The organism is Reyranella sp., from assembly GCF_965279465.1.
In the GTDB taxonomy this organism is placed as follows: domain Bacteria; phylum Pseudomonadota; class Alphaproteobacteria; order Reyranellales; family Reyranellaceae; genus Reyranella.
Genome location: NZ_OZ257242.1, coordinates 3,881,414 through 3,905,258 on the forward strand (window position 1 = coordinate 3,881,414; position 23,845 = coordinate 3,905,258).

24 protein-coding genes are annotated in these 23,845 nt (G+C 65.5%); 18 read left to right on the top strand and 6 right to left on the bottom strand.

The features are described from left to right. The first annotated feature begins 9 nt into the window (after positions 1-9). The 4 genes from ACQY8M_RS19005 (at position 10) to ACQY8M_RS19020 (ending at position 3,502) form a co-directional block, all read left to right on the top strand. Complete coding sequence (locus ACQY8M_RS19005) at positions 10-639, top strand: TetR/AcrR family transcriptional regulator (protein WP_428675056.1); 630 nt, start codon at positions 10-12, stop codon at positions 637-639. Further along, the gene (locus tag ACQY8M_RS19010) at positions 636-2,171 is read left to right on the top strand and encodes an acyl-CoA synthetase (RefSeq protein ID WP_428675058.1); all 1,536 of its coding nucleotides are present in this window, start codon (positions 636-638) and stop codon (positions 2,169-2,171) included. Before ACQY8M_RS19005 ends, ACQY8M_RS19010 begins: the two co-directional genes overlap by 4 nt. 172 nt (positions 2,172-2,343) lie before the next feature. Then, on the top strand, positions 2,344-3,018 hold the full coding sequence (locus ACQY8M_RS19015; RefSeq protein WP_428675060.1) for a sulfite oxidase-like oxidoreductase: 675 nt from the start codon (positions 2,344-2,346) through the stop codon (positions 3,016-3,018). Between the two features lies 1 nt (position 3,019). Beyond that, entirely contained in the window at positions 3,020-3,502 is a 483-nt protein-coding gene (locus ACQY8M_RS19020) for a glutathione peroxidase (protein ID WP_428675062.1), read from the top strand. Between the two features lie 190 nt (positions 3,503-3,692). Here the strand turns inward: ACQY8M_RS19020 and ACQY8M_RS19025 are convergent, their stop codons facing one another. Further along, complete coding sequence (locus ACQY8M_RS19025; protein WP_428675064.1) at positions 3,693-4,361, bottom strand: uracil-DNA glycosylase; 669 nt, start codon at positions 4,359-4,361, stop codon at positions 3,693-3,695. A 134-nt stretch (positions 4,362-4,495) separates the two neighbouring features. Next, entirely contained in the window at positions 4,496-5,113 is a 618-nt protein-coding gene (locus tag ACQY8M_RS19030) for an NYN domain-containing protein (RefSeq protein ID WP_428675066.1), read from the bottom strand. A gap of 144 nt (positions 5,114-5,257) precedes the next feature. Between ACQY8M_RS19030 and folK the strand changes: the two genes are divergently transcribed. The 14 genes from folK to ACQY8M_RS19100 all read left to right on the top strand — a co-directional run bounded on the left by folK (position 5,258) and on the right by ACQY8M_RS19100 (position 20,107). Further along, positions 5,258-5,800: a 2-amino-4-hydroxy-6-hydroxymethyldihydropteridine diphosphokinase gene (gene folK / locus ACQY8M_RS19035; RefSeq protein ID WP_428675068.1), complete on the top strand. Its 543-nt coding sequence runs from the start codon at positions 5,258-5,260 to the stop codon at positions 5,798-5,800. Positions 5,801-5,900: 100 nt separating this feature from the next. Next, positions 5,901-6,260, top strand: coding sequence for a DNA-directed RNA polymerase subunit omega (rpoZ, locus tag ACQY8M_RS19040; protein WP_428675070.1), 360 nt, complete (start codon positions 5,901-5,903; stop codon positions 6,258-6,260). Between the two features lie 96 nt (positions 6,261-6,356). Further along, positions 6,357-8,531 (top strand): RelA/SpoT family protein, encoded by a 2,175-nt coding sequence (locus ACQY8M_RS19045; protein WP_428675072.1) that lies wholly within the window; start codon positions 6,357-6,359, stop codon positions 8,529-8,531. 25 nt (positions 8,532-8,556) lie between these two features. Continuing rightward, positions 8,557-9,303: a pyridoxine 5'-phosphate synthase gene (locus tag ACQY8M_RS19050; protein ID WP_428675074.1), complete on the top strand. Its 747-nt coding sequence runs from the start codon at positions 8,557-8,559 to the stop codon at positions 9,301-9,303. Beyond that, positions 9,300-9,701, top strand: a complete 402-nt coding sequence (acpS, locus tag ACQY8M_RS19055; RefSeq protein WP_428675076.1) for a holo-ACP synthase — start codon at positions 9,300-9,302, stop codon at positions 9,699-9,701. Before ACQY8M_RS19050 ends, acpS begins: the two co-directional genes overlap by 4 nt. A gap of 206 nt (positions 9,702-9,907) precedes the next feature. Next, on the top strand, positions 9,908-10,732 hold the full coding sequence (lepB, locus tag ACQY8M_RS19060; RefSeq protein WP_428675078.1) for a signal peptidase I: 825 nt from the start codon (positions 9,908-9,910) through the stop codon (positions 10,730-10,732). A gap of 58 nt (positions 10,733-10,790) precedes the next feature. Continuing rightward, positions 10,791-11,411 (top strand): ribonuclease III, encoded by a 621-nt coding sequence (gene rnc, locus ACQY8M_RS19065; protein ID WP_428675399.1) that lies wholly within the window; start codon positions 10,791-10,793, stop codon positions 11,409-11,411. Positions 11,412-11,424: 13 nt separating this feature from the next. Further along, the gene (gene era, locus ACQY8M_RS19070; RefSeq protein ID WP_428675080.1) at positions 11,425-12,351 is read left to right on the top strand and encodes a GTPase Era; all 927 of its coding nucleotides are present in this window, start codon (positions 11,425-11,427) and stop codon (positions 12,349-12,351) included. Between the two features lie 83 nt (positions 12,352-12,434). Then, on the top strand, positions 12,435-13,154 hold the full coding sequence (gene recO, locus ACQY8M_RS19075; RefSeq protein WP_428675082.1) for a DNA repair protein RecO: 720 nt from the start codon (positions 12,435-12,437) through the stop codon (positions 13,152-13,154). Positions 13,155-13,210: 56 nt separating this feature from the next. Beyond that, the gene (parC, locus tag ACQY8M_RS19080; RefSeq protein WP_428675084.1) at positions 13,211-15,454 is read left to right on the top strand and encodes a DNA topoisomerase IV subunit A; all 2,244 of its coding nucleotides are present in this window, start codon (positions 13,211-13,213) and stop codon (positions 15,452-15,454) included. A gap of 3 nt (positions 15,455-15,457) precedes the next feature. After that, positions 15,458-16,264 (top strand): undecaprenyl-diphosphate phosphatase, encoded by an 807-nt coding sequence (locus ACQY8M_RS19085; RefSeq protein ID WP_428675086.1) that lies wholly within the window; start codon positions 15,458-15,460, stop codon positions 16,262-16,264. 67 nt (positions 16,265-16,331) lie between these two features. Further along, entirely contained in the window at positions 16,332-17,438 is a 1,107-nt protein-coding gene (locus tag ACQY8M_RS19090; RefSeq protein ID WP_428675088.1) for a TRAP transporter substrate-binding protein, read from the top strand. Positions 17,439-17,749: 311 nt separating this feature from the next. Continuing rightward, the gene (locus ACQY8M_RS19095; protein WP_428675090.1) at positions 17,750-18,856 is read left to right on the top strand and encodes a TRAP transporter substrate-binding protein; all 1,107 of its coding nucleotides are present in this window, start codon (positions 17,750-17,752) and stop codon (positions 18,854-18,856) included. 147 nt (positions 18,857-19,003) lie between these two features. Then, positions 19,004-20,107, top strand: coding sequence for a TRAP transporter substrate-binding protein (locus ACQY8M_RS19100; RefSeq protein ID WP_428675092.1), 1,104 nt, complete (start codon positions 19,004-19,006; stop codon positions 20,105-20,107). 100 nt (positions 20,108-20,207) lie between these two features. Here ACQY8M_RS19100 and ACQY8M_RS19105 read toward each other — a convergent pair whose 3' ends face one another. The 4 genes from ACQY8M_RS19105 to ACQY8M_RS19120 all read right to left on the bottom strand — a co-directional run bounded on the left by ACQY8M_RS19105 (position 20,208) and on the right by ACQY8M_RS19120 (position 23,844). Further along, positions 20,208-21,797 (bottom strand): TRAP transporter large permease, encoded by a 1,590-nt coding sequence (locus ACQY8M_RS19105; protein ID WP_428675401.1) that lies wholly within the window; start codon positions 21,795-21,797, stop codon positions 20,208-20,210. Continuing rightward, on the bottom strand, positions 21,797-22,342 hold the full coding sequence (locus tag ACQY8M_RS19110; RefSeq protein WP_428675094.1) for a TRAP transporter small permease subunit: 546 nt from the start codon (positions 22,340-22,342) through the stop codon (positions 21,797-21,799). Before ACQY8M_RS19110 ends, ACQY8M_RS19105 begins: the two co-directional genes overlap by 1 nt. A gap of 118 nt (positions 22,343-22,460) precedes the next feature. Beyond that, on the bottom strand, positions 22,461-23,195 hold the full coding sequence (locus ACQY8M_RS19115; protein WP_428675096.1) for an arginyltransferase: 735 nt from the start codon (positions 23,193-23,195) through the stop codon (positions 22,461-22,463). A gap of 46 nt (positions 23,196-23,241) precedes the next feature. Continuing rightward, the gene (locus tag ACQY8M_RS19120; protein WP_428675098.1) at positions 23,242-23,844 is read right to left on the bottom strand and encodes a DUF4126 domain-containing protein; all 603 of its coding nucleotides are present in this window, start codon (positions 23,842-23,844) and stop codon (positions 23,242-23,244) included. Position 23,845: the final 1 nt, after the last annotated feature.

Genomic DNA, 23,845 nt, shown 5'->3' on the forward strand with positions numbered 1-23,845 from the left:
GTATCGAACATGCCCCGCTATCTTACCGAACAAGACATCACCGACTTTCGCAACGAACTGTGCAAGGTCGCCACCGAGCGTTTCGCCAAGCACGGCTACGAGGGCGTCACCATGCGCCAGCTCGCCGAGGCGCTGGGCTGCAGCCCCAAGACGCCCTACCGCTATTTCAAGGACAAGGCCGACATCCTCGCCACGGTACGCGCCCAGGCCTTCGCCAAGTTCGCGGACACACTCGAAAAGGCGGCGGAGGGCGTAAAGGACCCGTCCGAGCGCGGCCGGCTGACCAGCGAGGCCTATCTCGCCTTCGCCCTCGAGAACCCGCACGCCTATCGCATCATGTTCGAGCTCGACACACCGGTCGACGAGAGCCATCCCGAGCTCGGGCCGCAGGCCGAGCGTGCGGCGCGCTACATCACGCGCAGCGCCGAGCAACTCGCGGAGGCCGGCATCATTGACGTCGATCCCAAGCTGTTCGGCTGGACGATGTGGGCGGGCATCCACGGCATTGTCATGCTCCACCGATCGGGCATGCTGACGCACGGGCCGGACTACAAGGCGATGGTCTACTTTATCGGCCTGACGATGATGAAGGGCGCCGGCGCCAAGATCGGGCTGCCCTCGAAGGGGAAGAAGCGATGACGGCAGGCGTCACATCCGGCGAGCGGTTCCGAAGCTGGCCCGAGATCCAGGCCAATGCGGCGCGCGCGGCGGGCGGGTTCGCGGCGCTCGGCGTCGGCGAGGATGACAGCGTTGCACTGATGGTGCGCAACGACTTCGCGACCTTCGAAGGCAACATGGCCGCCGGCCAGCTCGGCGCCTATGCCGTGCCCATCAACTGGCACTTCACCGCCGAGGAGGCGGGCTACATTTTGGCTGATTGCCGCGCCAAGGTGCTGGTGGTCCATGCCGATCTGTTGCCCCAGGTGGCCGATGGCATTCCCTCGGGCGTGGCGGTGCTGGCTGTGCCGACGCCGCGGGAGATCGGCGATGCCTATGGCGTGCCGGCGGAGAAGCGGGTCACTCCGCCCGGCGTCGAGAGCTGGGACACCTTCGTCGCCCGCAGTGCAGCCAACGCCCAACCGCCGAAGCTCTCGCGCGGCAGCATGATCTATACGTCGGGCACGACCGGCCGGCCCAAGGGCGTCCGGCGGCCGCCCTCGACGGCCGAGCAGCAGGCCAGCGCGGCGGGCGAGGTCGGCAAGTACTGGGGGATCGTCGCCGATCCCTCGATCGTCGTGCTGATGAATGGGCCGATGTATCACTCGGCGCCGGCGGCCTATGGCCTCAGCAGCGCGCGGACCGGGCTCAACATCGTGCTGCAGCCGCGCTTCGACGCCGAAGACATGCTCCGGCTGATCGACGCGCACAAGGTCACGCACATGCACATCGTGCCGACCATGTTCGTGCGCCTGCTTCGCCTGCCGGCGGAGGTGAAGGCGAAATACGACCTGTCGTCGCTGCGCTGGGTCACGCATGGTGCCGCACCCTGCGCGCCGGCAGTGAAGCGCCAGATGATCGATTGGTGGGGACCTGTCATCAACGAATACTACGGCGCGACCGAGACCGGTATCGTGGTCTGGCACGATTCGGCCGAGGCGCTGAAGAAGCCCGGGACGGTCGGCCGCCTGGTCGCGGGCGGCACGATGCGCATCGTCGACGAGCAGGGGCGTGACGTGAAACAGGGCGAGATCGGCGAGATCTATCTGCGCGGCCCGCTCTACACCGACTTCACCTACAACAACGACGACGCCAAGCGCCGCGAGATCGCGCTCGGGGACCTCGTGACGGTTGGCGACGTCGGCTACCAGGACGCCGACGGCTACCTGTTTCTGTGCGACCGCAAGCGCGACATGATCATCTCGGGCGGCGTGAACATCTATCCGGCCGAGATCGAATCGGTGCTGATCCAGATGCCGGGCGTGCGCGATTGCGCGGTGTTCGGCATCCCCGACGAGGAGTTCGGCGAGCAGATCTGCGCCCATGTCGAGCCGCTGCCCGGAGCGGCTCTCGACGCCGCGGGCGTGCGCTCGTTCCTCGGCCAGCATGTGGCGCGCTACAAGGTGCCCAAGGTGGTCGAGCTCGCGGCGGCCCTGCCGCGCGAGGACTCCGGCAAGATCTTCAAACGCAAGCTCCGCGCGCCCTACTGGGAGAAGGCCGGCCGCAGCATTTGATGCTGGGAGCGCGGCTCTCCAGAGCCGCTCATGGGATGTGGCACGGCGAGAAGAGCGGCTCTGGAGAGCCGCGCTCCCAGCGAAGTTGAACATGTCGAACGGCGTCCTGGAGGCGCTTGACGTCGCTGCTCGCGCAGCCATCTTGTATGCTGCTGCAACTGCAGGAAAACGCATGTCTGAAGACGACGTCACGCTGTTCGGCAAGATCAGGAGCAAGCTGATCGACAGCAAGCAGAAGTGGGCGGAGGACGGCCGGCTGCTGACCGGGAAGACCGCGGCGCATTCCCAGCGTCTGCCGCCCGGCCAGCGCCAGGTCGAGACCTGGCCGGTGCTCGACCTCGGCATCCAGCCCGAGATCCCGACCCATGCGTGGCGCCTGTTCGTCGACGGCGCGGTCGAGGCGCCGACGACGTTCAAATGGGGCGAGTTCACAGACCTGCCCAAGGCCAAGCTGACCACGGACATCCACTGCGTGACCGCCTGGTCGCGCTACGACAACAAGTGGGAAGGCGTGAGCGCACGCACGCTGATCGAGCGGGTGAAGCCCAAGGCCGACGTGCAGCATGTCATCTTCCATTCCTACGACACATACACGACCAACGTGCCGTTGGCCGATTTCGCGGCCGACGACGTGCTGCTGGCCTGGAGCTGGAACGGCGAGCCGATCAGCCGTGAGCACGGCGGACCGTTGCGCGTCGTGATCCCCCGGCTGTATTTCTGGAAGAGCGCCAAGTGGATCAAGCGCGTCGAGTTCTCCGTGCTCGACAAGCCCGGCTTCTGGGAATTGCGCGGCTACCACAACTACGGCGATCCCTGGCTCGAGCAGCGTTACGACGAGGAGATGTAGGATGGCTTCCGCCCACGATTTCACCTTCAGCGGCATCGACAACAAGCCGATCGACCTCAAGCAATATGCCGGCAAGCCGGTTCTGGTCGTGAACGTCGCCTCGTTCTGCGGGTTCACGCCGCAGTACAGGGAGTTGCAGAAGCTCTACGAGACCTACGGCCCCAAGGGCCTGGTCGTGCTCGGCGTGCCCTCGAACGACTTCGGCGCGCAGGAGCCCAAGACCGAGCCCGAGATCGCCAAGTTCTGCGAGACCAGCTACGGCGTGACCTTCCCGATGACCGCCAAGCAGAAGGTGGTCGGCGCCGATGCGCACGGTCTCTACCAGTGGATCTCCGGCGAAGGCGGCGAGGCGGTCGCACCCAAGTGGAACTTTCACAAATACCTGATCGACAAGACCGGCAAGCTGTCCGGCTCTTGGCCGAGCAAGGTCAGCCCGACCTCGCCGGAGATCACCGGCCAGATCGACATGATGCTGGCAGGGTAGGCGCTGCTCGAAGCGCGGGCGCCGCGAAGCGCAGAAATAGCATTACTGCTGCAGCGCCTGCTGGAACGCTTCCCATGCGACGCAAGGCGCCAAAGATCGAGATCGCATGTCCGGCCCGCCTGCGCGATATCGCGGGCCGACACCGCAAGGGTATCGTTCGCACGTGTAAGTGTCGCCACCGTCGCCCTCATCATGTTCGCAGGCGGGCAGGCTCCTCCAGCACGGTGCGGATGGACTTGAAGACGTCGTGGAACATCGCCGTCGTCAGCCGGCCGGTGTTCGTGTTGTAGCGCGAGCAGTGATAGCTGTCGGCGAGATGAAGGCCGGTCGGCAGCTTGTGCAGGCGGTTATGGATGAACGGATAGCTTCCGGCCGGCCGTACGGTCAGGGCCCGCAGGATCTGGTCGTGCGCGCCTTTGCCCAGCGCCAGCAGCACCTTGACCTTCGGCATCACGGCCAGCTCGGCCTGCAGGAAGGGGCGGCAGGCGGTGAACTCGACGGGCAGGGGCTTGTTCTCGGGCGGCAGGCAGCGCACGGCGTTGCAAATGCGGCAGTCGACCAGGCGCAGCCCGTCGTTCGGGTCGGCGCGAAAGGTGCCCTGTGCGAAGCCGAACTCGAGGAGCGTCGAATAGAGCAGCTCGCCGGCATAGTCGCCGGTGAAGGGCCGGCCGGTGCGGTTGGCGCCCTTCATGCCGGGTGCAAGGCCGACGATCAGCAGGCCGGCGTCAAGGGTGCCGAAGGATCGGACCGGCGCGTTGCTCCAGTCGGGGTATTTGCCTTGCAGCTCATGGCGGAAGGCCACAAGCCTGGGACAGCGCGGGCAGTCGAGCGGCGGTTCCTCGAACGGCTGTACTGCCAACGTCAGGGCCTGTTACGGGAGGCGATCATGTCTTCCGGACCGCGAGCTTCCGGCTCGCTCATGATCATGAGCGAGCCGGAAGCTCGCGGTCCGGAAGACATGAGAAGACGCGCTCGGCGACGATTGGAATCGGCTCAGGCCGAGCGCATCAGGTGCTCTGGCGGCGCCTCGTCGGCTTGATCGCCGTGCGGGTTGGCCGGGCGCGGCGCGCGTTCCGACGGATTGCGGGCGATCAGCGGGGCAATGTCGGAGAGTTCGATGAAGTCGTCGGCCTGGCGGCGCAGCTCGTCGGCCACCATCGGCGGTGACGACTTGATGGTGCTGACCACCGATACGCGCAGGCCCTTGCGCTGCACTGCCTCGACCAGGCGACGAAAGTCGCCGTCGCCGGAGAACAGGATGACGTGGTCGAGGTGCTCGGCCATCTCGAGCACGTCGATGGCGAGCTCGATGTCCATGTTGCCCTTGATCTTGCGACGGCCCATGGTGTCGGTGAATTCCTTGGTCGGCTTGGTGACCATCGTGTAGCCGTTGTAGTCCAGCCAATCGATCAGCGGCCGGATCGGCGAATACTCCTGATCCTCGACCAGTGCGGTATAGTAATAGGCGCGCACCAGCCGGCCCTTCTCCCGGAAGACCTTCAGCAGGCGGCGGTAGTCGATGTCGAAGCCCAACGATCGGGCGGCGGAATAGAGATTGGCGCCGTCAATGAAGAGCGCAACGCGCTCATTTTCATAGAAATTGCCTTTCATGGCTTCTCATTCCTTTGGTGCTTATCTTTGGCGGGCGTGAAAAAGTTATTGAGCAGCAGGAGCCCAATAATGCACACCCTTCCCACCGCACCTTAAGCGTAGGCGACGATCTCATTCGTTACAAGGTCTTGAAGCCACCAGTCAATGCATACCTCAGCGTATATCGGATTGGGGGCGAACCTGTCGCACGAGCGCTTCGGATCGCCTCGCCAGACGCTCGAAGCGGCGTTGGCGGAGCTTGCCCGGCGGGGGGTGCGGACGGTGCGCGTCTCGCCCTGGTACCGGACGGCGCCGATTCCGGCCTCGGATCAGCCGTGGTACGTCAATGCTGTCGCGGAGGTGGAATCGGATCTGCCGGCGGATGCTCTCCTGGCCGAACTCCATGCGGTGGAGGCGGGCTTTGGCCGGGCTCGGACGGTGCCCAACGCCGCCCGCCCGATCGACCTCGATCTGCTTGATTTCCATGGACAAATTGCCGCCGGTGGGGCGAAGCGGGCGACCCTGCCGCATCCCCGGATGACGGACCGGGCCTTCGTGCTGCTTCCCCTGGCCGATCTCGCGCCGGAGTGGCGGCATCCGGTCTCGGGCCTTTCCGTGCGGGCCTTGATCGAGGCGCTTCCGGCCGATCAGGTGGCGCTACGCGAGCCCCTTGGGAATCCGGGTCAAGCCGTTGATCCAGAAAGTTAAACGGCACCCCGGTTTGCCGCGCCCCGGCGCTCGCCGGGAAGTCTTGTCTTTTGCCCCCAGCCGCGTATAACCCGCGCTTCTCCGAAATTCAGAGGTCTCCATGGCCCGCGTTACCGTCGAAGACTGCATCCTGCAGGTGCCCAACCGTTTCGAGCTGGTCATGTACGCTGCCCAGCGCGCACGCGACATCTCGGGCGGCGGCCAGATCATGATCGACCGCGACCGCGACAAGAACCCGGTCGTGGCGCTGCGCGAGATCGCCGAGGTCAAGCTCGACCAGGCCGTCCTCAAGGACAAGCTGATCTCGGGCATGCAGAAGCACGCCGACATCGACAAGCCCGAGGAGGTCAACGAGATGGCCGAGCTCGAGCAGGAGCTGGCGGCGGCTCTGGCGCAGGGCGGCGCTGAAGCGGCCCAGCCCAAGGCCCTGCCGATGGCCGAGGAAGACGACATCGGCTGACAGGGCTCGTCGCGCTGCCCTAGTTCCGCTGGGGCCTGCCATTCGCGCATTGAGCGTGGAGCGAGGGCAATCGTCCCCATATAATCGACGATTGCCATGATTCGTCAGTTTGAACTCGTCGAGCGCGTGCATTCCTACGATCCGGATGCGGACGAGGACGTGCTGAATCGCGCCTATGTCTATGGCCTGAAGAAGCACGGCACCCAGCTGCGCGCCTCGGGCGATCCCTATTTCTCCCATCCGGTCGAGGTCGCGGGCATCCTGGCCGAGATGCGGCTCGACACCTCGTCCATCGTGACCGGCCTGCTGCACGACACGCTGGAGGACACCGACGCCACGCGCGACGAGCTGGCCCGGTTGTTCGGCGACGAGGTCGCCAAGCTGGTCGATGGCGTCACCAAGCTGTCGCGGCTCGAGGTCCAGTCGGAGACCACCAAGGAGGCCGAGAACCTGCGCAAGCTGGTGCTCGCCATGTCGACCGACATCCGCGTCCTGCTGGTCAAGCTGGCCGACCGGCTGCACAACATGCGCACACTGCATCACATCAAGGAGCCGGCCAGGCGCAGGCGTATCGCGCGCGAGACGATGGACCTCTATGCGCCGCTCGCCTCGCGCATCGGCATGGAGAAGGTCAAGCGCGAGCTCGAGGAATTGGCGTTCGGCGAGCTCAATCCCGACGGCCGCGCTTCCGTGCTGGCGCGGCTTGGCTACCTGAAGGAGAAGGGCGAGCAGATCGTGCCGCAGATCGAGGTCGAGCTGGCGGCGACCCTCAAGGAGGGCGGGCTCGTCGCGCAGGTCTCGGGCCGGGAGAAGACGCCCTATTCGATCTGGCGCAAGATGCAGCGCAAGAACGTCTCGTTCGAGCAGCTCGCCGACATCATGGCGTTCCGCATCATCGTCGCCGATATCGCGCAATGCTATCAAGCCCTCGGGCTGCTGCACGGCCGCTACCAGGTGCTGCCGCAGCGCTTCAAGGACTACATCTCGGTGCCCAAGCCGAACGGCTACCGCTCGCTGCATACCGGCGTGATCGGACCGCACGGCCAGCGCATCGAGATCCAGATCCGTACCGCCGAGATGCAGGAGCAGGCCGAGCGCGGCGTGGCGGCCCACTGGGTCTACAAGCAGGGCGGGCCATCGACCGACGCGCCGCAATATGCTTGGCTGCGCAGCCTGATCGATATCCTCGACAAATCGTCGAACGCCGAGGATTTCCTCGAGCACACCAAGCTCGAGATGTTCCAGGACCAGGTGTTCTGCTTCACGCCCAAGGGCAAGCTGATCTCGCTGCCGCGCGGCGCGACTCCCATCGACTTTGCCTACGCGGTCCACAGCCAGGTCGGCGACACCTGCGTCGGCGCCAAGATCAACGGCCGCATGCTGCCGCTGCGCACCCAGCTCGCCAACGGCGACCAGATCGAGATCGTGACCTCCAAGGCGCAGACGCCGTCGCCGACCTGGGAGCGCTTCGCCGTCACCGGCAAGGCCCGGGCCGCGATCCGCCGCTTCATCCGCGTGCGGCAGCGCGAGCAGTACCTGCAGCTCGGCCGCTCGCTGCTCGAGAAGACGTTCCACGAGGAGGGCTACGAGGTCACCGAGAAGGGCCTCGACGGCGTGAAGGCGAACTTCAAGCAGGCCAGCACCGACGACCTGGTCGCCAATGTCGGCGCCGGACTGATCGGGTCGCGCGAGGTGCTGATGGCCGTCTATCCAGGCCTCAAGCAGCAGCGCAAGCAGGGCGGCGGCGCCGATGTCGTGCCGATCGGGCGCCCGCGCGGCAAGGCCAAGCCGCGCGATCCGGCCGCCGGCAAGGAGAACGGCCAGATCGCCATCACCGGGCTGATCCCCGGCATGGCGGTGCATTTCGCCCGCTGCTGCCATCCGCTGCCGGGCGACCGTATCGTCGGCATCATCACCACCGGCAAGGGCGTCACCATCCACACCATCGACTGCACCACGCTCGAGAGCTTCTCCGACACGCCCGAGCGCTGGATCGACGTCGGCTGGGAGGCGGTGGGCGACGGCAGCGCGGCCTATACCGGCCGCCTCAAGATTACGGTCGCCAACCAGCCGGGCAGCCTGTCGAGCCTCTCCACGGTGATCGCCCGGCACGAGGGCAACATCTCCAACCTGCGCATCGTCAACCGCTCGATGGACTTCTTCGACATGGTGATCGACGTCGAGGTCGCCGACGTGAAGCACCTTGCCGACATCACCGCGGCGCTGCGCGCCACGCCCGCGATCAACGCCGTCGAACGCGCGCGCAACTAGCTCTCCAAAGTCACAAGGCCCTGCAATGTCCCAGCCCCTGCGTCTCGGCGTGAACATCGATCACGTCGCCACCGTCCGCAATGCGCGCGGCGGGCGCCTGCCCGATCCGCTGCGCGCCGCCGCGATCGCGGCGGCGGCCGGGGCCGACGGCATCACCGCGCATCTGCGCGAGGACCGCCGCCACATCGTCGATGCCGACATCGACGGGCTGATGCGCGAGCTGAAGATCCCGCTCAACTTCGAGATGGCGGCGACCGCGGAAATGGTCGGCATCGCGCTGAAGCATCGCCCGCACGCGGCCTGCATCGTGCCGGAGAAGCGCGAGGAGCGGACCACCGAAGGCGGGCTCGATGCCGCGGGCCAGCACAACCACCTGAAGCCCATGGTCGCCCGGCTGCGCGATGCCGGCATCCGTGTATCGCTGTTCATCGAGGCCGACCCGCGCCAGCTCGAGGCGGCGGTGACCCTGGGCGCCCCGGTCGTCGAATTGCACACCGGCCGCTATTGCGAGCTGGAGGGGGAGGCTCAGCAGGCCGAGCTCGCCCGCCTGCAAAAGGGTGCCGCCCTGTGCGCCAGGCTCGGGCTGGAATGTCACATGGGCCATGGCCTGAGCTACGCCGACGTCGGGCCGGTCGCAGCGATCCCGGAGGTCCGCGAGCTCAACATCGGCCACTTCCTGGTCGGCGAGGCGATCTTCGTCGGTCTCGACGCGGCGATCCGCGAGATGCGGCGGCTCATGGATGCCGCACGTGCCGGCGGGGCCGCCGCGTGATCCTGGGCATCGGCAACGATCTCTGCGATATCCGCCGCATCGAGAAATCGCTGGAGCGCTTCGGCGACCGTTTCGTGCAGCGCGTCTTTACCGAGGTCGAGCAGAAGCGCTCCGAAGGCCGGGCGACGCGGGCGGCGAGCTACGCCAAGCGCTTCGCGGCCAAGGAGGCCTGTTCCAAGGCACTCGGCACCGGCCTTCGGCGCGGTGTGTTCTGGCGCGACATGGGCGTGGTCAACCTGCGCAGCGGCAAGCCGAGCATGGCCCTGACCGGGGGGGCGCTCGCCCGCCTGCAGGAGATCACGCCGGCGGGCTTCGCGCCGCAGATCGACCTCACCCTGACGGACGAATATCCGCTGGCCCAGGCCATCGTCATCATTTCCGGCGTTCCCGCGCCGTGAGCGAGCGCGCGCCGCCGCCGGACCGTTGGCGCTGTACTGGCGATGTTGGACCCGCCATCTTCGTCGTTTGGTCGGGATTCGAGCGCTTTGGTCGCATGGGCTTGGCCGTGAAATGAGCAGAATGCACGTGTTCCATGCATCGCAGCGGCGGAAGACATTGGTAGTCTGCCCTGCTACACACGCGGCTCTTGCAAACTGGTACGGCGATGACAGACGTGGTTGAACGTCGCAAGCGGGGACAGGAAAAGGCCGGCGGCTGGGCGGAAACCGTCCGGACGGTGGTCTATGCCGTGCTAATTGCAGTCACTGTGCGCACGTTCGTGATCGAACCCTTCAATATCCCGTCCGGCTCGATGATCCCGACCTTGCTGGTCGGCGACTATCTGTTCGTGTCGAAATATTCGTACGGTTTCAGCAAGCACTCCTTCCCTTTTTCGCTGGGCTTCTTCTCGGGCCGCATCTTCGGCCGCATGCCCGAGCGCGGCGACGTGGCGGTATTCAAGTATCCCGGCGACCAGGGCCAGGGCATGAACCGGACCGACTACATCAAGCGCATCGTCGGCCTGCCGGGTGATCGCATCCAGGTGATCGACGGCATCCTCCAGATCAACGGCAAGCCGGTCGAGCGCACGCGGATCGGCGAGTACACGCAGGGCGGTAGCTACAACCTCGGCACGCTCTACAACGAGGTCCTGCCCAACCGCCGCAGTCACGAGATCCTCGAATCGTCCGACAATCGCCCGTCGGACAACACGCCGGAATTTCTCGTCCCGGCCGACAGCTTCTTCATGATGGGCGACAATCGTGACGATTCTGCCGACAGTCGCACCCCGCTCTCGGTGCGTCATGCGAACGGCGCCACCGGGCCACGCGCCGAGCTCGGCTGGTACGTGCCGGCGGAGAATCTGGTCGGCCGCGCGGAGTTCATCTTCTTCTCGCACGATCCCTCGGCGGCGAACTGGTACGAGCCGTGGAAATGGCCGCAGGCGGTCGGCAGCCGGATCGGCCGCTTCTTCATGGCAATCCACTGAGGCCGGGGCACTGAGGCTGGACCACACCTTCGCGCGCCCCGAGCTCCTCACCGAGGCGCTGACCCATCGCAGCGCGCTGGACCGCCAGCCCGACCTCAAGGCCGCCTTCCCGCACGGCAACGAACGGCTCGAATTCCTCGGCGACCGTGTGCTGTCGCTTGCCATGGCCGATCTGCTGCTGCGCCGCTTCCCGCGCGAGCGCGAGGGCGACCTGGCGCGCCGCTACAGCGCGCTGGTGCAGGCGCAGACCCTGGCCGAGATCGCCCAGTCCATCGATCTCGGGCAGGATATGCGGCTGGGCGACTCGGAGGCGCAGAGCGGCGCCGTCCGGCCGACCATCCTGGCCGATGCGCTCGAAGCCGTGCTGGGCGCCATCTTCCTCGATGCCGGCTTCGCCACGGCGGCGGCCTGCGTCGAGCGGCTGTGGGGCGAGCGGCTGAGCGATACCCTCGCGGCCCCGCGGGACGCCAAGACTGCGCTGCAGGAATGGGCCCAGGCGCGCCGCCTGCCGCTGCCCGACTATCGCGAGGTCGATCGCGAGGGACCGGCGCACGCGCCGGTCTTCGTCGTCGATGTCTCGATCAAGGGCCACGAGCCCGGCCGCGGCCGCGCCGGCAGCAAGCGCGAGGCCGAGCGCCTGGCGGCGGCCGCGCTGATCGAGCGGCTGGGATCATCATGAACGCCCCCACACCATGAACGCGCCCACAACGCGCGCCGGCTTCGTCGCCATCGTCGGCGCCCCCAATGCGGGCAAGTCGACCTTGGTCAATGCGTTGGTCGGCTCGAAGGTCAGCATCGTCTCGCCCAAGGTGCAGACCACCCGCATGCGGGTGATCGGCATCGCCATGACCGACCTGCCGGACGGCGGCCGTGCGCAGGTCGTGCTGGTCGACACGCCGGGAATTTTCCGCATCGCCAAGCGGCGGCTGGAGCGCGCCATGGTCGCCGCCGCCTGGCAGGGCGCGGAGGACGCCGACGTGGTTGGGCTGATGGTCGACGCCGAGCGTGGCATCGGCCAGGAAACCCGCGCCATCGTCGAGCGGCTGAAGGAGAGCAAGGCGCCGCGCTTCCTGATCCTGAACAAGATCGACCTGGTGCCGCGCGAGGCGCTGCTGGCGCTGACCGCCGAGCTCAACGCGCTGCTGCCGTTCGAGCATACCTTCATGGTGAGCGCGCTGAAGCAGGACGGCATCGCCGACGTTCTCACCGCCTGCGCCGAGCGCCTGCCGGTCAGCCCGTTCCTCTATCCCGAGGACCAGGCCGCCGACCTGCCGCTGCGCCTGCTGGCAGCCGAGGTGACGCGCGAGCAGGTCTTCCTGCAGCTTCACCAGGAGCTGCCCTACGAGGCCGCGGTCGAGACCGAGAAGTGGGAAGAGCGCAAGGACGGCAGCGTCCGCATCGAGCAGATCATCCACGTCCAGCGCGACGGCCAGCGCGCGATCTTCCTCGGCAAGGGCGGCGCGCGCATCAAGCAGATCGGCGCCCGCGCGCGGCACGAGCTCAGCCAGATGCTCGAGCGGCCGGTGCATCTCTTCCTGCACGTGAAGGTGAGCGAGCGCTGGGCCGAAGACCCCTCGCACTACCGGGCCATCGGTTTGGATTACGATCCGAAGTCATGACTCCTTTCCTTCCTGCGCGAAGCGCGGGGAGGGACCGTATCGGAGCATGGCGCGACTCGTCGAAACACGTCATATCCGCGTGCATGGAGTGGAGTGATCGCGGCATCGTGCTGTCGAGCCGGCCGCACGGCGAGACCGGGCTGGTGACGACGCTGCTGACACGCCAGCACGGCCGCCACGCCGGCTTCATCGCCGGCGGCATCTCACGCAGGTCGCGGCCGACCTGGCAGCCGGGCAACGTCGTCGAGGTCGCCTGGCGTGCCAGGCAGCTGGATCAGCTCGGCCACTTCACCGGCGAATTGCGCGAGGCTCACGCCGCCCGGGTGATGGACGACGCCGTCGAGCTGGCCGGTCTGTCAGCAGCCTGTGCTCTGATCGACGCGGCACTGCCCGACCGCGAGCCGCACGCCGCCATCTTCGACGGCTTCCACGCCCTGCTGAACGCCATCGGCCATCCGGGCTGGCCGATGATCTATGTCCGGCTGGAGCTGGGCGTCCTGCAGGAGCTGGGCTTCGGGCTCGACCTCGACAAGTGCGCGGTGACCGGCGCGACGGAGGACCTGGCCTTCGTCTCCCCCAAGAGTGGCCGGGCGGTGTCTCGCACGGCCGCTGAACCCTATCGCGACAGGTTGATCGTCCTGCCGCCCTTCCTGTCCACCGGAGGCCTTCCGGCCGACGAGGCGGAGCTGCGGCTGGGCCTCGATCTGACGGGCTATTTCCTCGAACGGCACGTCTTCTGGCCTCACAACAAGCCCTTGCCTGCCGCGCGAGCGAGATTTATGGAAGCGCTCAGCCGCCAATAACAACATTCAGGGTCGCGGCGCGAATCGCGACCGTTCACCCCCTCACGTCACAGTCGATGGCCAAACGCACCACCAATGTCGTTCCGCTCGCGGCCGTGAAGCCGGTGCAATTCGGGCAGGCGCTCCAGGAGCGCTACCTGTCCTATGCGCTGTCCACCATCATGGCGCGCTCGCTGCCCGATGTGCGGGACGGCCTGAAGCCGGTCCATCGCCGCCTGATGTATGCGATGCGCCAGCTCCGCCTCGATCCCAACAGCGCGTTCAAGAAGAGCGCCCGCGTGGTCGGCGACGTGATCGGCCAGTATCACCCGCACGGCGACCAGTCGATCTACGACGCCCTGGTCCGCCTCGCCCAGGAGTTCTCCGCTCGCTACCCGCTGATCGAGGGGCAGGGCAATTTCGGCAATATCGACGGCGATAACCCCGCCGCCATGCGCTATACCGAAGCGCGCCTCACGGCCGTCGCCGAGGCGCTGCTCGACGGCATCGACGAGAACGCCGTCGATTTCCGGCCCAACTACGACGGCTCGACCGAGGAGCCGGTCGTCCTGCCCGGCGGCTTTCCCAACCTGCTGGCCAATGGCGCGGCAGGCATTGCCGTCGGCATGGCGTGCTCGATCCCGCCGCACAATGCGGGCGAGCTGTGCGACGCGTTGCTGCATCTGATCAGGACGCCGAACGCCCGCATCGAGACGCTGGTCGATTTGGTGAAGGGGCCGGATTTCCCGACCGGCGGCCTGCTGGTCGAGCCCCGTGAGTCGATCGTCGAGTCCTACAGGACGGGCCGCGGCGCCTTCCGCCTGCGGGCGCGCTGGGAGAAGGAGGAGCTGCCGCGCGGCCAGTACCGGATCATCGTCACCGAGATCCCGTACCAGGTGCAGAAGGGCAAGCTGATCGAACGCATCGCGGAGATCATCAACGCCAAGAAGCTGCCGATCCTCGAGGACGTGCGCGACGAATCGGCCGACGACGTGCGCATCGTGCTCGAGCCGCGCACCGGCCAGGTGCCGGCCGAGCTCTTGATGGAGCAGCTCTTCAAGCTGACCGACCTCGAGATCCGCTTCCCGCTGAACCTCAACGTGCTGGACCGGAACAACACACCGCGGGTGATGGATCTGCGCGAGGCGCTGCAGTCGTTCCTCGATCATCGTCGCGAGGTGCTGATCCGGCGCTCGACGTTCCGGCTCGAGGCGATCGAGCGGCGGCTCGAGATCCTCGACGGCTTCCTGATCGCCTATCTGAACATCGACGAGCTGATCAAGATCATCCGCGAGGAAGACGAGCCCAAACCCGTGATGATCAGGACGTTCGGACTGACCGACACCCAGGCCGAGGCGATCCTGAACATGCGGCTGCGCGCGTTGCGTCGGCTGGAAGAGTTCGAGATCAAAGGCGAGCACAAGAAGCTCACGGCCGAGCGAAAGGACCTCAAGGCGCTGCTCAAGGAGGAAAAGCTCCAGTGGGGCAAGATCGCCGAGCAGATCCAGGAGACAAAGACGAAGTTCGGCGGGAAGACCAAACTCGGCAAACGCCGCACCGAGCTCGCCGACGCGCCGGCCGAGATCGAGCATGCGATCGAGGATTTCGTCGAGCGCGAACCGGTCACGGTGATTCTCTCGGCCAAGGGCTGGATCCGCGCCGCCAAGGGTCATCTCGACGACAAGCAGGCGGCCGAGCTCAAGTACAAGGAAGGCGACGAGGCGCGTTTCACGCTGCACGCCCAGTCGACCGACAAGGTGCTCTTGTTCGGCACCAACGGGCGCTTCTACACGGTGGGATGCGACCGGTTGCCGAGCGCGCGGGGGCATGGCGAGCCGGTGCGACTGATGATCGAGCTCGCCAACGAGCACGACATCGTGGCGCTCGCCGTGTTCAAGGGCGGCCGCAGGTTCCTGGTAGCATCCGATGCGGGCCGCGGCTTCATCGTCCCCGAGGACGAGGTCATGGCGCAGACCAAGAACGGCAAGCAGGTCCTGAATCTCGCAGACAAGGAAGTGGCGCAGGCCTTCGCCGTCGTGACGGAGGATGCCGACTCGATCGCGGCCCTGAGCGAAGGCCGCAAGCTCCTGATCTTTCCGATGGAGCAGGTGCCGGAGATGGCGCGCGGCCGCGGCGTGACACTGCAGAAATCCAAGGGCGATCGCCTGTCCGACGCGCAGGCCTTCAGGCTCGGCGACGGGCTGCCGTGGGCCAACCGCGTGATCCCGGCGAGCGAGCTCAAGTTCTGGCGTGGCGAGCGCGCCCAGGCGGGGCGGATGCCCGAAAAGGGATGGCCCCGGGCCAAGCGATTCAAGGACTGATCGATGGATCTCGCGCTGCTCCTGAAGACCATCGTCATCGGTATCGTCGAGGGACTCACCGAGTTCCTCCCGGTCTCCTCGACCGGCCACATCATCCTTGCCGAGGAGCTGCTGAATTTCGAGGGGCCGCCGGGCAAGGTCTTCGAGATCGTGATCCAGCTTGGCGCAATCCTCGCCGTCTGCGCGATCTACTACGCGAAGATCCTCGCCACGATCGGCGGCGTGATCCGTCGCGATCCGGTGTCGATGCGCTTTGCGCTGGCCATCATCATCGCCTTCCTGCCGGCGGCGGTGATCGGCGTCGCCCTGCACAAGTACATCAAGGCGCTGCTCGAAAAGCCGATCGTCGTGGCGGTTTCCCTCATCGTCGGCGGCATCGTCATCCTGATCATCGAGCGCTACGCGCAGCGGCCGCGCGTGAAGTCGGTCGATGACATCGACTGGAAGACCGCGCTGTTCATCGGCCTTTGCCAGTGCCTCGCCATGATCCCCGGCGTCTCGCGTTCCGGCGCCACCATCATGGGCGCACGGGTCATTCGCGTGGACCGCGCGACATCGGCCGAGTTCTCCTTCTTCCTCGCCATTCCGACCATGCTCGGGGCCACTGTCTACGACCTCTTCAAGAACTGGTCGACGCTGGACTGGCACGGCGGCGGACTGATCGCGATCGGCTTCGGCACGGCCTTCCTGTCGGCCCTCGTGGTCGTGAAGCCCTTCGTGCGGTTCGTCAGCCGCCACGGTTTCGGCGTGTTCGCCTGGTATCGCATTGCAGTGGGCGCATTGGCGCTCGGCCTCTTGCTCATGCGTTGAAGCTTCTGCCCCTTCAGATCGCGTGTCATAAGCCGTGCAATCGCCTCAGATCTTCCGGAGTTTTTTCATGCAACGTCGCAAATTCATCCGCACCGCCGGTGTCGGCGCCGCCACCGTGGCGACCGCCGGCGTCGTGGCGGCTCCTGCCATCGCCCAGTCTGCCCCCGAGCTCAACTGGCGCATGACCTCGAGCTTCCCCAAGTCGCTCGATACGCTCTATGGCGGCGCGGAGCGGCTGGCCAAGATCGTGGCCGAGGCGACTGACAACAAGTTCCAGATCCGCACCTTCGCGGCCGGCGAGATCGTCCCGGGCCTGCAGGTCCTCGATGCGGTGCAGAACGGCACCGTCGAGATGGGTCACACCGCCTCGTACTACTTCTTCGGCAAGGACCCCACCTTCGCGCTTTGCACGGTCGTGCCGTTCATGTTCAACACGCGCCAGATGAATGCGTGGATCACCCAAGGCGGCGGCGAGCAGCTGATCAACGACTTCTACAAGAGCTACAAGGTCTACGGCATCGCGACCGGCAACACGACGGCGCAGATGGGCGGCTGGTTCCGCAAGGAGATCCACACCGTCGAGGACCTCAAGGGCCTCAAGATGCGCATCGCAGGCCTGGCCGGTGACGTCATGGCCAAGCTCGGCGTCGTGCCGCAGCAGATCGCCGGCGGCGACATCTATCCGGCGCTGGAGAAGGGCACCGTCGATGCCGCCGAATGGGTCGGCCCTTATGACGACCAGAAGCTTGGCTTCGTGAAGGTCGCTCCGTTCTACTACTACCCCGGCTGGTGGGAAGGGAACGCTGAGCTCCACACCATGATCGGCCTCGAAAAGTGGGAGGCGTTGCCGAAGAACTATCAGGCGATCCTGCGCATGGCCTGCGCGGAGGTGAACAACTGGACGGCGGCGAAGTACGATGCCGACAACCCGAAGGCGCTGCGCATCCTGATCGCCAGCGGCGCCAAGCTGCAGCCGTTCTCGCAGCCGATCCTCGAGGCCTCGTTCAATGCAGCCAATGCGGTCTATGCCGACATCACGGCCAAGAATGAGAACTTCAAAAAGATCTACGAGTCTCAGGTTGCATTCCGCAAGGACGGCGTCCTGTGGGGCCGCGTCGCGGAGAACACTTTCGACAACTTCATGGCGCGCCAGTCGGCAGCCAACAAGATCTGAAGCTGAGACCGCGCCACCCCGTGGCGCCTCATGCTTCCGGAAGCCGAGCGTCCCGCTCGCTCATGATCCAGAGCGAGCGGACGCTCGCGACGGACAGTTCCCCTGGTTCCACGTCGCCGAGTCGACCTGCGTCCACTTTGCCTTCACTGCCGCCCAGACCGTGAAGTGATCGGCACATATCGCAGCACACCCCGCTTCGGCGGGGTTTTTTGCTGGCTGGGACTTTGCCAATCCTCCCGGTTGATGGCAGTTTAATTCCGCTGAGTGGAATCTCCATTCGGCAAACAAAAAACGTTCCTGGGAGGAACATCATGCAACGCCGCAAATTCCTGCGTACCGCCGTGCTTGGCGCCGGCGGAGTTGTGTCTGTGAGCACGATTGCCGCGCCGGCCATCGCCCAATCGATGCCGGAGCTGAAATGGCGCCTGGCATCCAGCTTTCCGAAGTCGCTGGACACGCTGTACGGCGCGGGCGAGGTCTTCGCGAAGTACATCGACGACATGACCGATCACAAGTTCCAGGTCCGTGTCTTCGCCGCCGGCGAGATCGTGCCAGGGCTTCAGGTCCTCGACGCGGTCCAGAACGGCACCGTCGAGATGGGCCATTCCGCCGGCACGTATTACGTCGGCAAGGATCCGGCCCTTGCCATCGACACGGCTCTGCCTTTCGGCACGAACGCGCGCCAGCAGGAAGCGTGGATCAGGTGGGGCGGCGGACGGCAACTGCTGAACGATCTTTACAAGGACTACAACGTCTACAACCTGCCGTGCGGCAACACCGGCGCGCAGATGGGCGGCTGGTTCCGAAAGGAGATCAAAGGGCTCGATGACTTGAAGGGCCTGAAGTTCCGCATCGCCGGCATCGCGGGCCAGGTGTGCAACAAGCTGGGCGCGGTGGCCCAGCAGATCGCTGGCGGCGATATCTATCCGGCGCTGGAGAAGGGCACGATCGATGCCGCGGAATGGGTCGGTCCCTACGACGACCAGAAGCTCGGCTTCAACAAGATCGCGCCGTATTACTACTACCCGGGCTGGTGGGAGGGCGGGCCGCAAACCACGGCCATGATCGGTCTCAACAAGTGGAACGAGCTGCCCAAGTCCTATCAGGCGGTGATCGAGGCGGCGTCGGCCTACGCCCAGGCCTGGATGCTCTCCAAGTATGACGCGCAGAACCCGAAGGCCCTGCGCGAGCTGGTGACCGGCGGCACAAAGCTGATGCCGTTCCCGAACTCGGTGATGGAGGCGGCGTTCCATGCCTCGACCGAGCTTTACGCCGAACTCTCGACGAAGAGCCCCAAGTTCAAGAAGATCTATGAAAACTGGCGGCCTTTCCGGAACGAGGAGATCCTGTGGTTCCGGGTCTGCGAAGGCACCTTCGACACTTTCATGGCTCGCATGTCGGCATCCGACAAGCTCTAGGTCTGGTCACGACCTCGCGAAAACCCCGCTTCGGCGGGGTTTTCTGTGCCTTTTTGTCGGCGGCATGCTTTTCAAAGTTCATTTCGCATGTCAGTCTCACGATGTGTAAGGGGAGTCAGTAATTCCCCATTTGGGAGGAACGTTTTTATGCAGCGTAGGAAATTCATCAAAACGGCGGGTGTCGGCGCGGCGGGCGTTGCGGCTGCCTCAACGGTGGCGGCTCCGGCGATCGCCCAGAGCATGCCGTCCGTGAAGTGGCGCCTGACGTCGAGCTTCCCGAAGTCGCTCGATACCCTGTACGGCGGCTCGGAGCTTTTCGCGAAGGTCGTTAGCGAGATGAGCGACGGCAAGTTCGAGGTGCGTGCCTTTGCGGCCGGCGAAATCGTCCCGGGCCTGCAGGTCGCGGACGCCGTGCAGAACGGCACGGTCGAGGCCGGCCAGACCGCCGCCTACTACTACTTCGGAAAGCATCCGAACTTCGTGTTCGAGACCGGCCTGCCGTTCTCGTTCAACCAGCGCCAGCTCTATGCCTGGCTGACTTTCGGCGGCGGCCATGAGCTGATCAACGAGTTCTACAAGGACTACAACTTCCGGTCCTTCACCTTCGGCGGTACGGGCGCCCAGATGGGCGGCTGGTTCCGCAAGGAAATCAAGTCGATGGACGACATGAAGGGCCTGAAGTTCCGCGTCGGCGGCTTCGCGGGCCTGATTCTCGAGCGCCTCGGCGTGGTGCCGCAGCAGATCGCCGGCGGCGACATCTATCCGGCGCTCGAGAAGGGCACGATCGACGCCTGCGAATGGGTCGGCCCTTACGACGACGAGAAGCTCGGCTTCAACAAGGTCGCCAAGTACTACTACTACCCCGGCTGGTGGGAGGGTTGCTCGGGCGGCTCGCTCTATATCAACAACGACGCCTGGGCGAAGCTGCCCAAGCAGTACCAGGCGATGGTCGAGACTGCGGCCGGCCTCGTCACGTCGTGGATGGTGCCGAAGTACGACGCCGGCAACCCGGCGGCGCTGCGCCGCCTGGTGGCGGCTGGCACCGAGCTGCGGCCGTTCCCGCGCAGCGTGCTCGAGCCGTGCTTCAACGAGGCCTACAAATTCTACGATGAGCTCTCGGCCAAGGATCCGAAGTTCAAGAAGATCTTCGATAGCCTGAAGGCTTTCCGCAGCGACGAGAACCTGTGGTTCCGCGTTGCCGAGAACACCTTCGACAACTTCAACTTCTCGATGTCGGCCCAGGGCCGGTAATCGCGATAGCCCTTCACGCAAAAGCCCCGCCGGGGAGACCCGGCGGGGCTTTTTCTTTTCATACGCTCCCCCCCAATAGCGAGGGAGAGGAATATGAGACTTACTTGAACACCGGCGGTGCGGCGTCCTCGCTGGGCGGGGCCTGGATCTCGATCTTTACCTTGCTGGGGTCGACGTCGGACGGCTTGTCCAGGAAGTAGGTCACCGACTGCGGCACGGCGATAACGATCGCCACCATGATGAGCTGCAGCACCACCCAGGGGATTGCGCCCCAGTAGATGTCGCTGCTCTTCACTTCCTTCGGTGCCACGCTGCGCAGGTAGAACAGCGCGAAGCCGAAGGGTGGATGCATGAACGAGGTCTGCATGTTCACGCAGAGCATGATGCCGAACCAGATCAGCGCCGCGTCGGCGCCGACCACGGGTGCAAGAATTTTCTGCGCGACCGGCGCCAGCATCGGAACGATGATGAAGGCGATCTCGAAGAAATCCAGGAAGAACGCCAGGAAGAACACGAACAGGTTGACGACGATCAGGAAGCCCCAGACGCCGCCCGGCAGGTTCGACATCAGGTGCTCGACCCAGCGGTTGCCGTCGACGCCCTGGAAGGTGATCGAGAAGCAGGTCGCACCGACCAGGATGAAGGCCACCATCGCGGTGATGCGCATCGTCGCCTGGAAAGCCTGCACGATCAGCTCGCGCAGGTCCTTGACCTGCCACGCCCGCCAGCACAGCCAGATGATCGCGGCGAACATGATGGTGAAGGCGATCTTGAAGGGGATCGACTTGAACGCGACGATGCCGATCAGCGCGCCGGCGATGGCCGCGGCGCAGCCGGCGGCGAACATACCCTTGTCGAAGCGGGTGAGCGGCGCGTTGCGCACCACGGCGAGCACGATGGCGCCGATCGTGCCCATGGCGCCTGCCTCGGTCGGGGTCGCCAGGCCCATCATGATGGTGCCGAGCACGAGGAAGATCAGGACGGCGGCGGGGATGATGCCCCAGGCGCACTTGACCAGCAGGGCCTTGCCGAAAAGCGTGCGCGCCACCGGCGGAAGTGCCGCAGGTTTCACCAGCGTCAGGTAGAAGGTGTAGGCTGCGAACAGTGCGATCTGAAGCAGGGACGGGCCCCAGGCGCCGAGATACATGTCGCCGACCGAGCGGCCGAGCTGGTCGGCCAGCACGACCAGCACCAGCGACGGCGGCACCAGCTGGGTGATGGTGCCCGAGGCCGCCAGCACGCCCGTAGCGTAGCGCATGTCGTACTTGTAACGCATCATCACCGGCAGGGTGATCAGCGCCATGGCGATGACCTGCGCGGCGACGGTGCCGGTGATGGCGCCCAGGATGAAACCGACGATGATGGTCGAGTAGCCCAGACCGCCCTTGATCGGGCCGAACAGCTGGCCCATCGATTCCAGCATGTCCTCGGCCAGCCCGCATTTCTCCAGGATGGCGCCCATGAAGGTGAAGAACGGAATGGCGAGGAGCAGCTCGTTGCTGAGGATGGACCCGAACACGCGACCGGGAATGGCCTGCATGAACGGCATGGTGAAGTAGCCGAAGTCGATCGACAGGAAGCCGAAGAAGAAGCCGACGGCGGCAAGCGAGAAGGCCACCGGGTAGCCGATGATCATGAAGACCACCAGCCCGGCGAACATGAGCGGTGGCATCCACTCCAGAGGTATGATCATTGGGTCGGCCTCTCGTAATGGGCTTCGAGGCTTTCGACCGGAATGTCGTTCAGGAAGGCCACGCGCTTGATGAGTTCGGACAGTCCTTGCAGGGCGACCAGCACGAAGCCGACAGGGAGCACCAGCTTGATCGGCCAACGCAGCAGGCCGCCGGCGTTCGAGGAGTGCTCGCTGACGTTGAAGGCCTGCATGAAGAACGGCCAGCTGAGCCAGGCCAGGATGGTGCAGGTCGGGATCAGGAAGACGATGGTGCCCAGGATGTCGACCCAGAGCTGGCCGCGGCGGCTAAGCGTCATGTAGAACAAGTCGACCCGGACATGCTCGTTGCGCTTCAGAGTGTAGGCGGCGCCGAACATCACGATGATGGCGAACATGTACCACTGCAGTTCGAGCCAGGCGTTGGAGCTCGAGTCGTAGGCATAACGTATCATGGCGTTGCCACCGCTGACGATGCAGGCGAGCAGCACCAGCCAGTTACAGACGCCGCCGATCTTCTCGTTCACGGCGTCGATGAACGCGCTGAGTTTCAGCAGAAGGCCCAATCCCCTCTCCCCATTGCGAGTTGTTGTTGTCGCTTGCCCCGTCCCGCGCAAAGGCAGGCCGTCATAGCCCGTGCCGCGAAATCACGCTAGCGGCAAGTCGCCCCAGGACGGGCATTGCCTAGGTCGTGGGCAGTTCTGTCCACCCCTCGGCACCGAAGAACTCCAGCGGCCGGAAGGCGCGCTTGTAGGCCATCTTGCTGGAATCGGCGATCCAGTAGCCGAGATAGACGTAGGGCAGGCCGCGCCGGGCTGCCGCCTCGGCGAGCCACAGGATCATGTAGGTGCCGAGCCCGCGCCGCGGATCCTGCGGATCGAAGTAGCTGTAGACCGCCGACACGCCGCTCGAGAGCCAGTCGACGAGGCAGGCGCCGACCAGATTCCCGTCGGCGGAATCGTCGCGGAACTCGATGATCGCGGTGTCGACCGGGCTCTCCTCGACCATGGCGCGATAGTCGTCGAAATCCATGTCGGCCATGTCGCCGTCGCGATGGCGTGCCATCACATAGCGTGAAAACAGCGAATATTGCTCGCCGGTCGCCAGCGCCTGGACTTCGGTGGCATGGACATGCTCGTTGCGCTTCATGATCCGCCGCTGGACGCGGTTGGGATCGAAGTCGCGCACCCGGATACGGACCGGCACACAGGCCCGGCAGCCGTCGCACAGGGGCTTGTAGACGAAATGGTGCGAGCGCCTGAAGCCCGCGTCGGTCAGCGTGTCGTGCTGGGAGATCGCGTCGGGACCGCTCAGCTCGGTGACGAGCTTTGTCTCCAGCCGGTGCGGCAGATACGGACAGCGCATCGCCGGCGTGGTGCGGAAGAATCGCAGGGTCTGGATGTTCTGACGGATGAACATGATGCCCGAGGAGTGTAGCGCGACCGCAACCGAATGGAAGTTTTCTTCAGGGCTCCTGCCGCCAGCGCGCCAGGCGGCGGAACGGCATCAGCGCCAGACGCACGAGCTTTGGTAGTAGCCAGATCAGCGTCCCCACGAAGAGGGCCAGCAGGCACAAAAAAGTGATCGGATGAGCGAGTGCCAGGATGAGCCCGCCGATCACCAGGCTGTCCTCGGTGAAGGAGGCCGCGATGTTGCTGAACGGCTCGGGGGAGCTGTTGATCAACGCGCGTGTGCCGGTCTTGGCGATGTGGCTGCCCGCCGCCAGGGTGCCGCCGATCAGTCCGGCGATGGTCGCGACTTCCGGTCCGAGCTGGTCGGCCGCACCGAACGCCAGCAGCGCCCCGGCCGGGATGCGCACGAACGTGTGCAGCACGTCGTTCAGGCTGTCGACCAGCGGGATCTTGTCGGCGAGGAAATTGAGCGCGAACAGCACGGCTCCTGCAGCAAGCACCCAGGGCGAGCCCAGCACCTGCAGGTCGTGCGGCAAGCTCACCAGCCCCAGCATCTGCGCGCCGCCCATGACGAGCACCGCGGCGTAGGGATTGAGGCCGCTCGCCCAGCTGGCGCCCAGCGCCACGGCCAGCGCCGCGAGCGTGTCGCCGCTCATG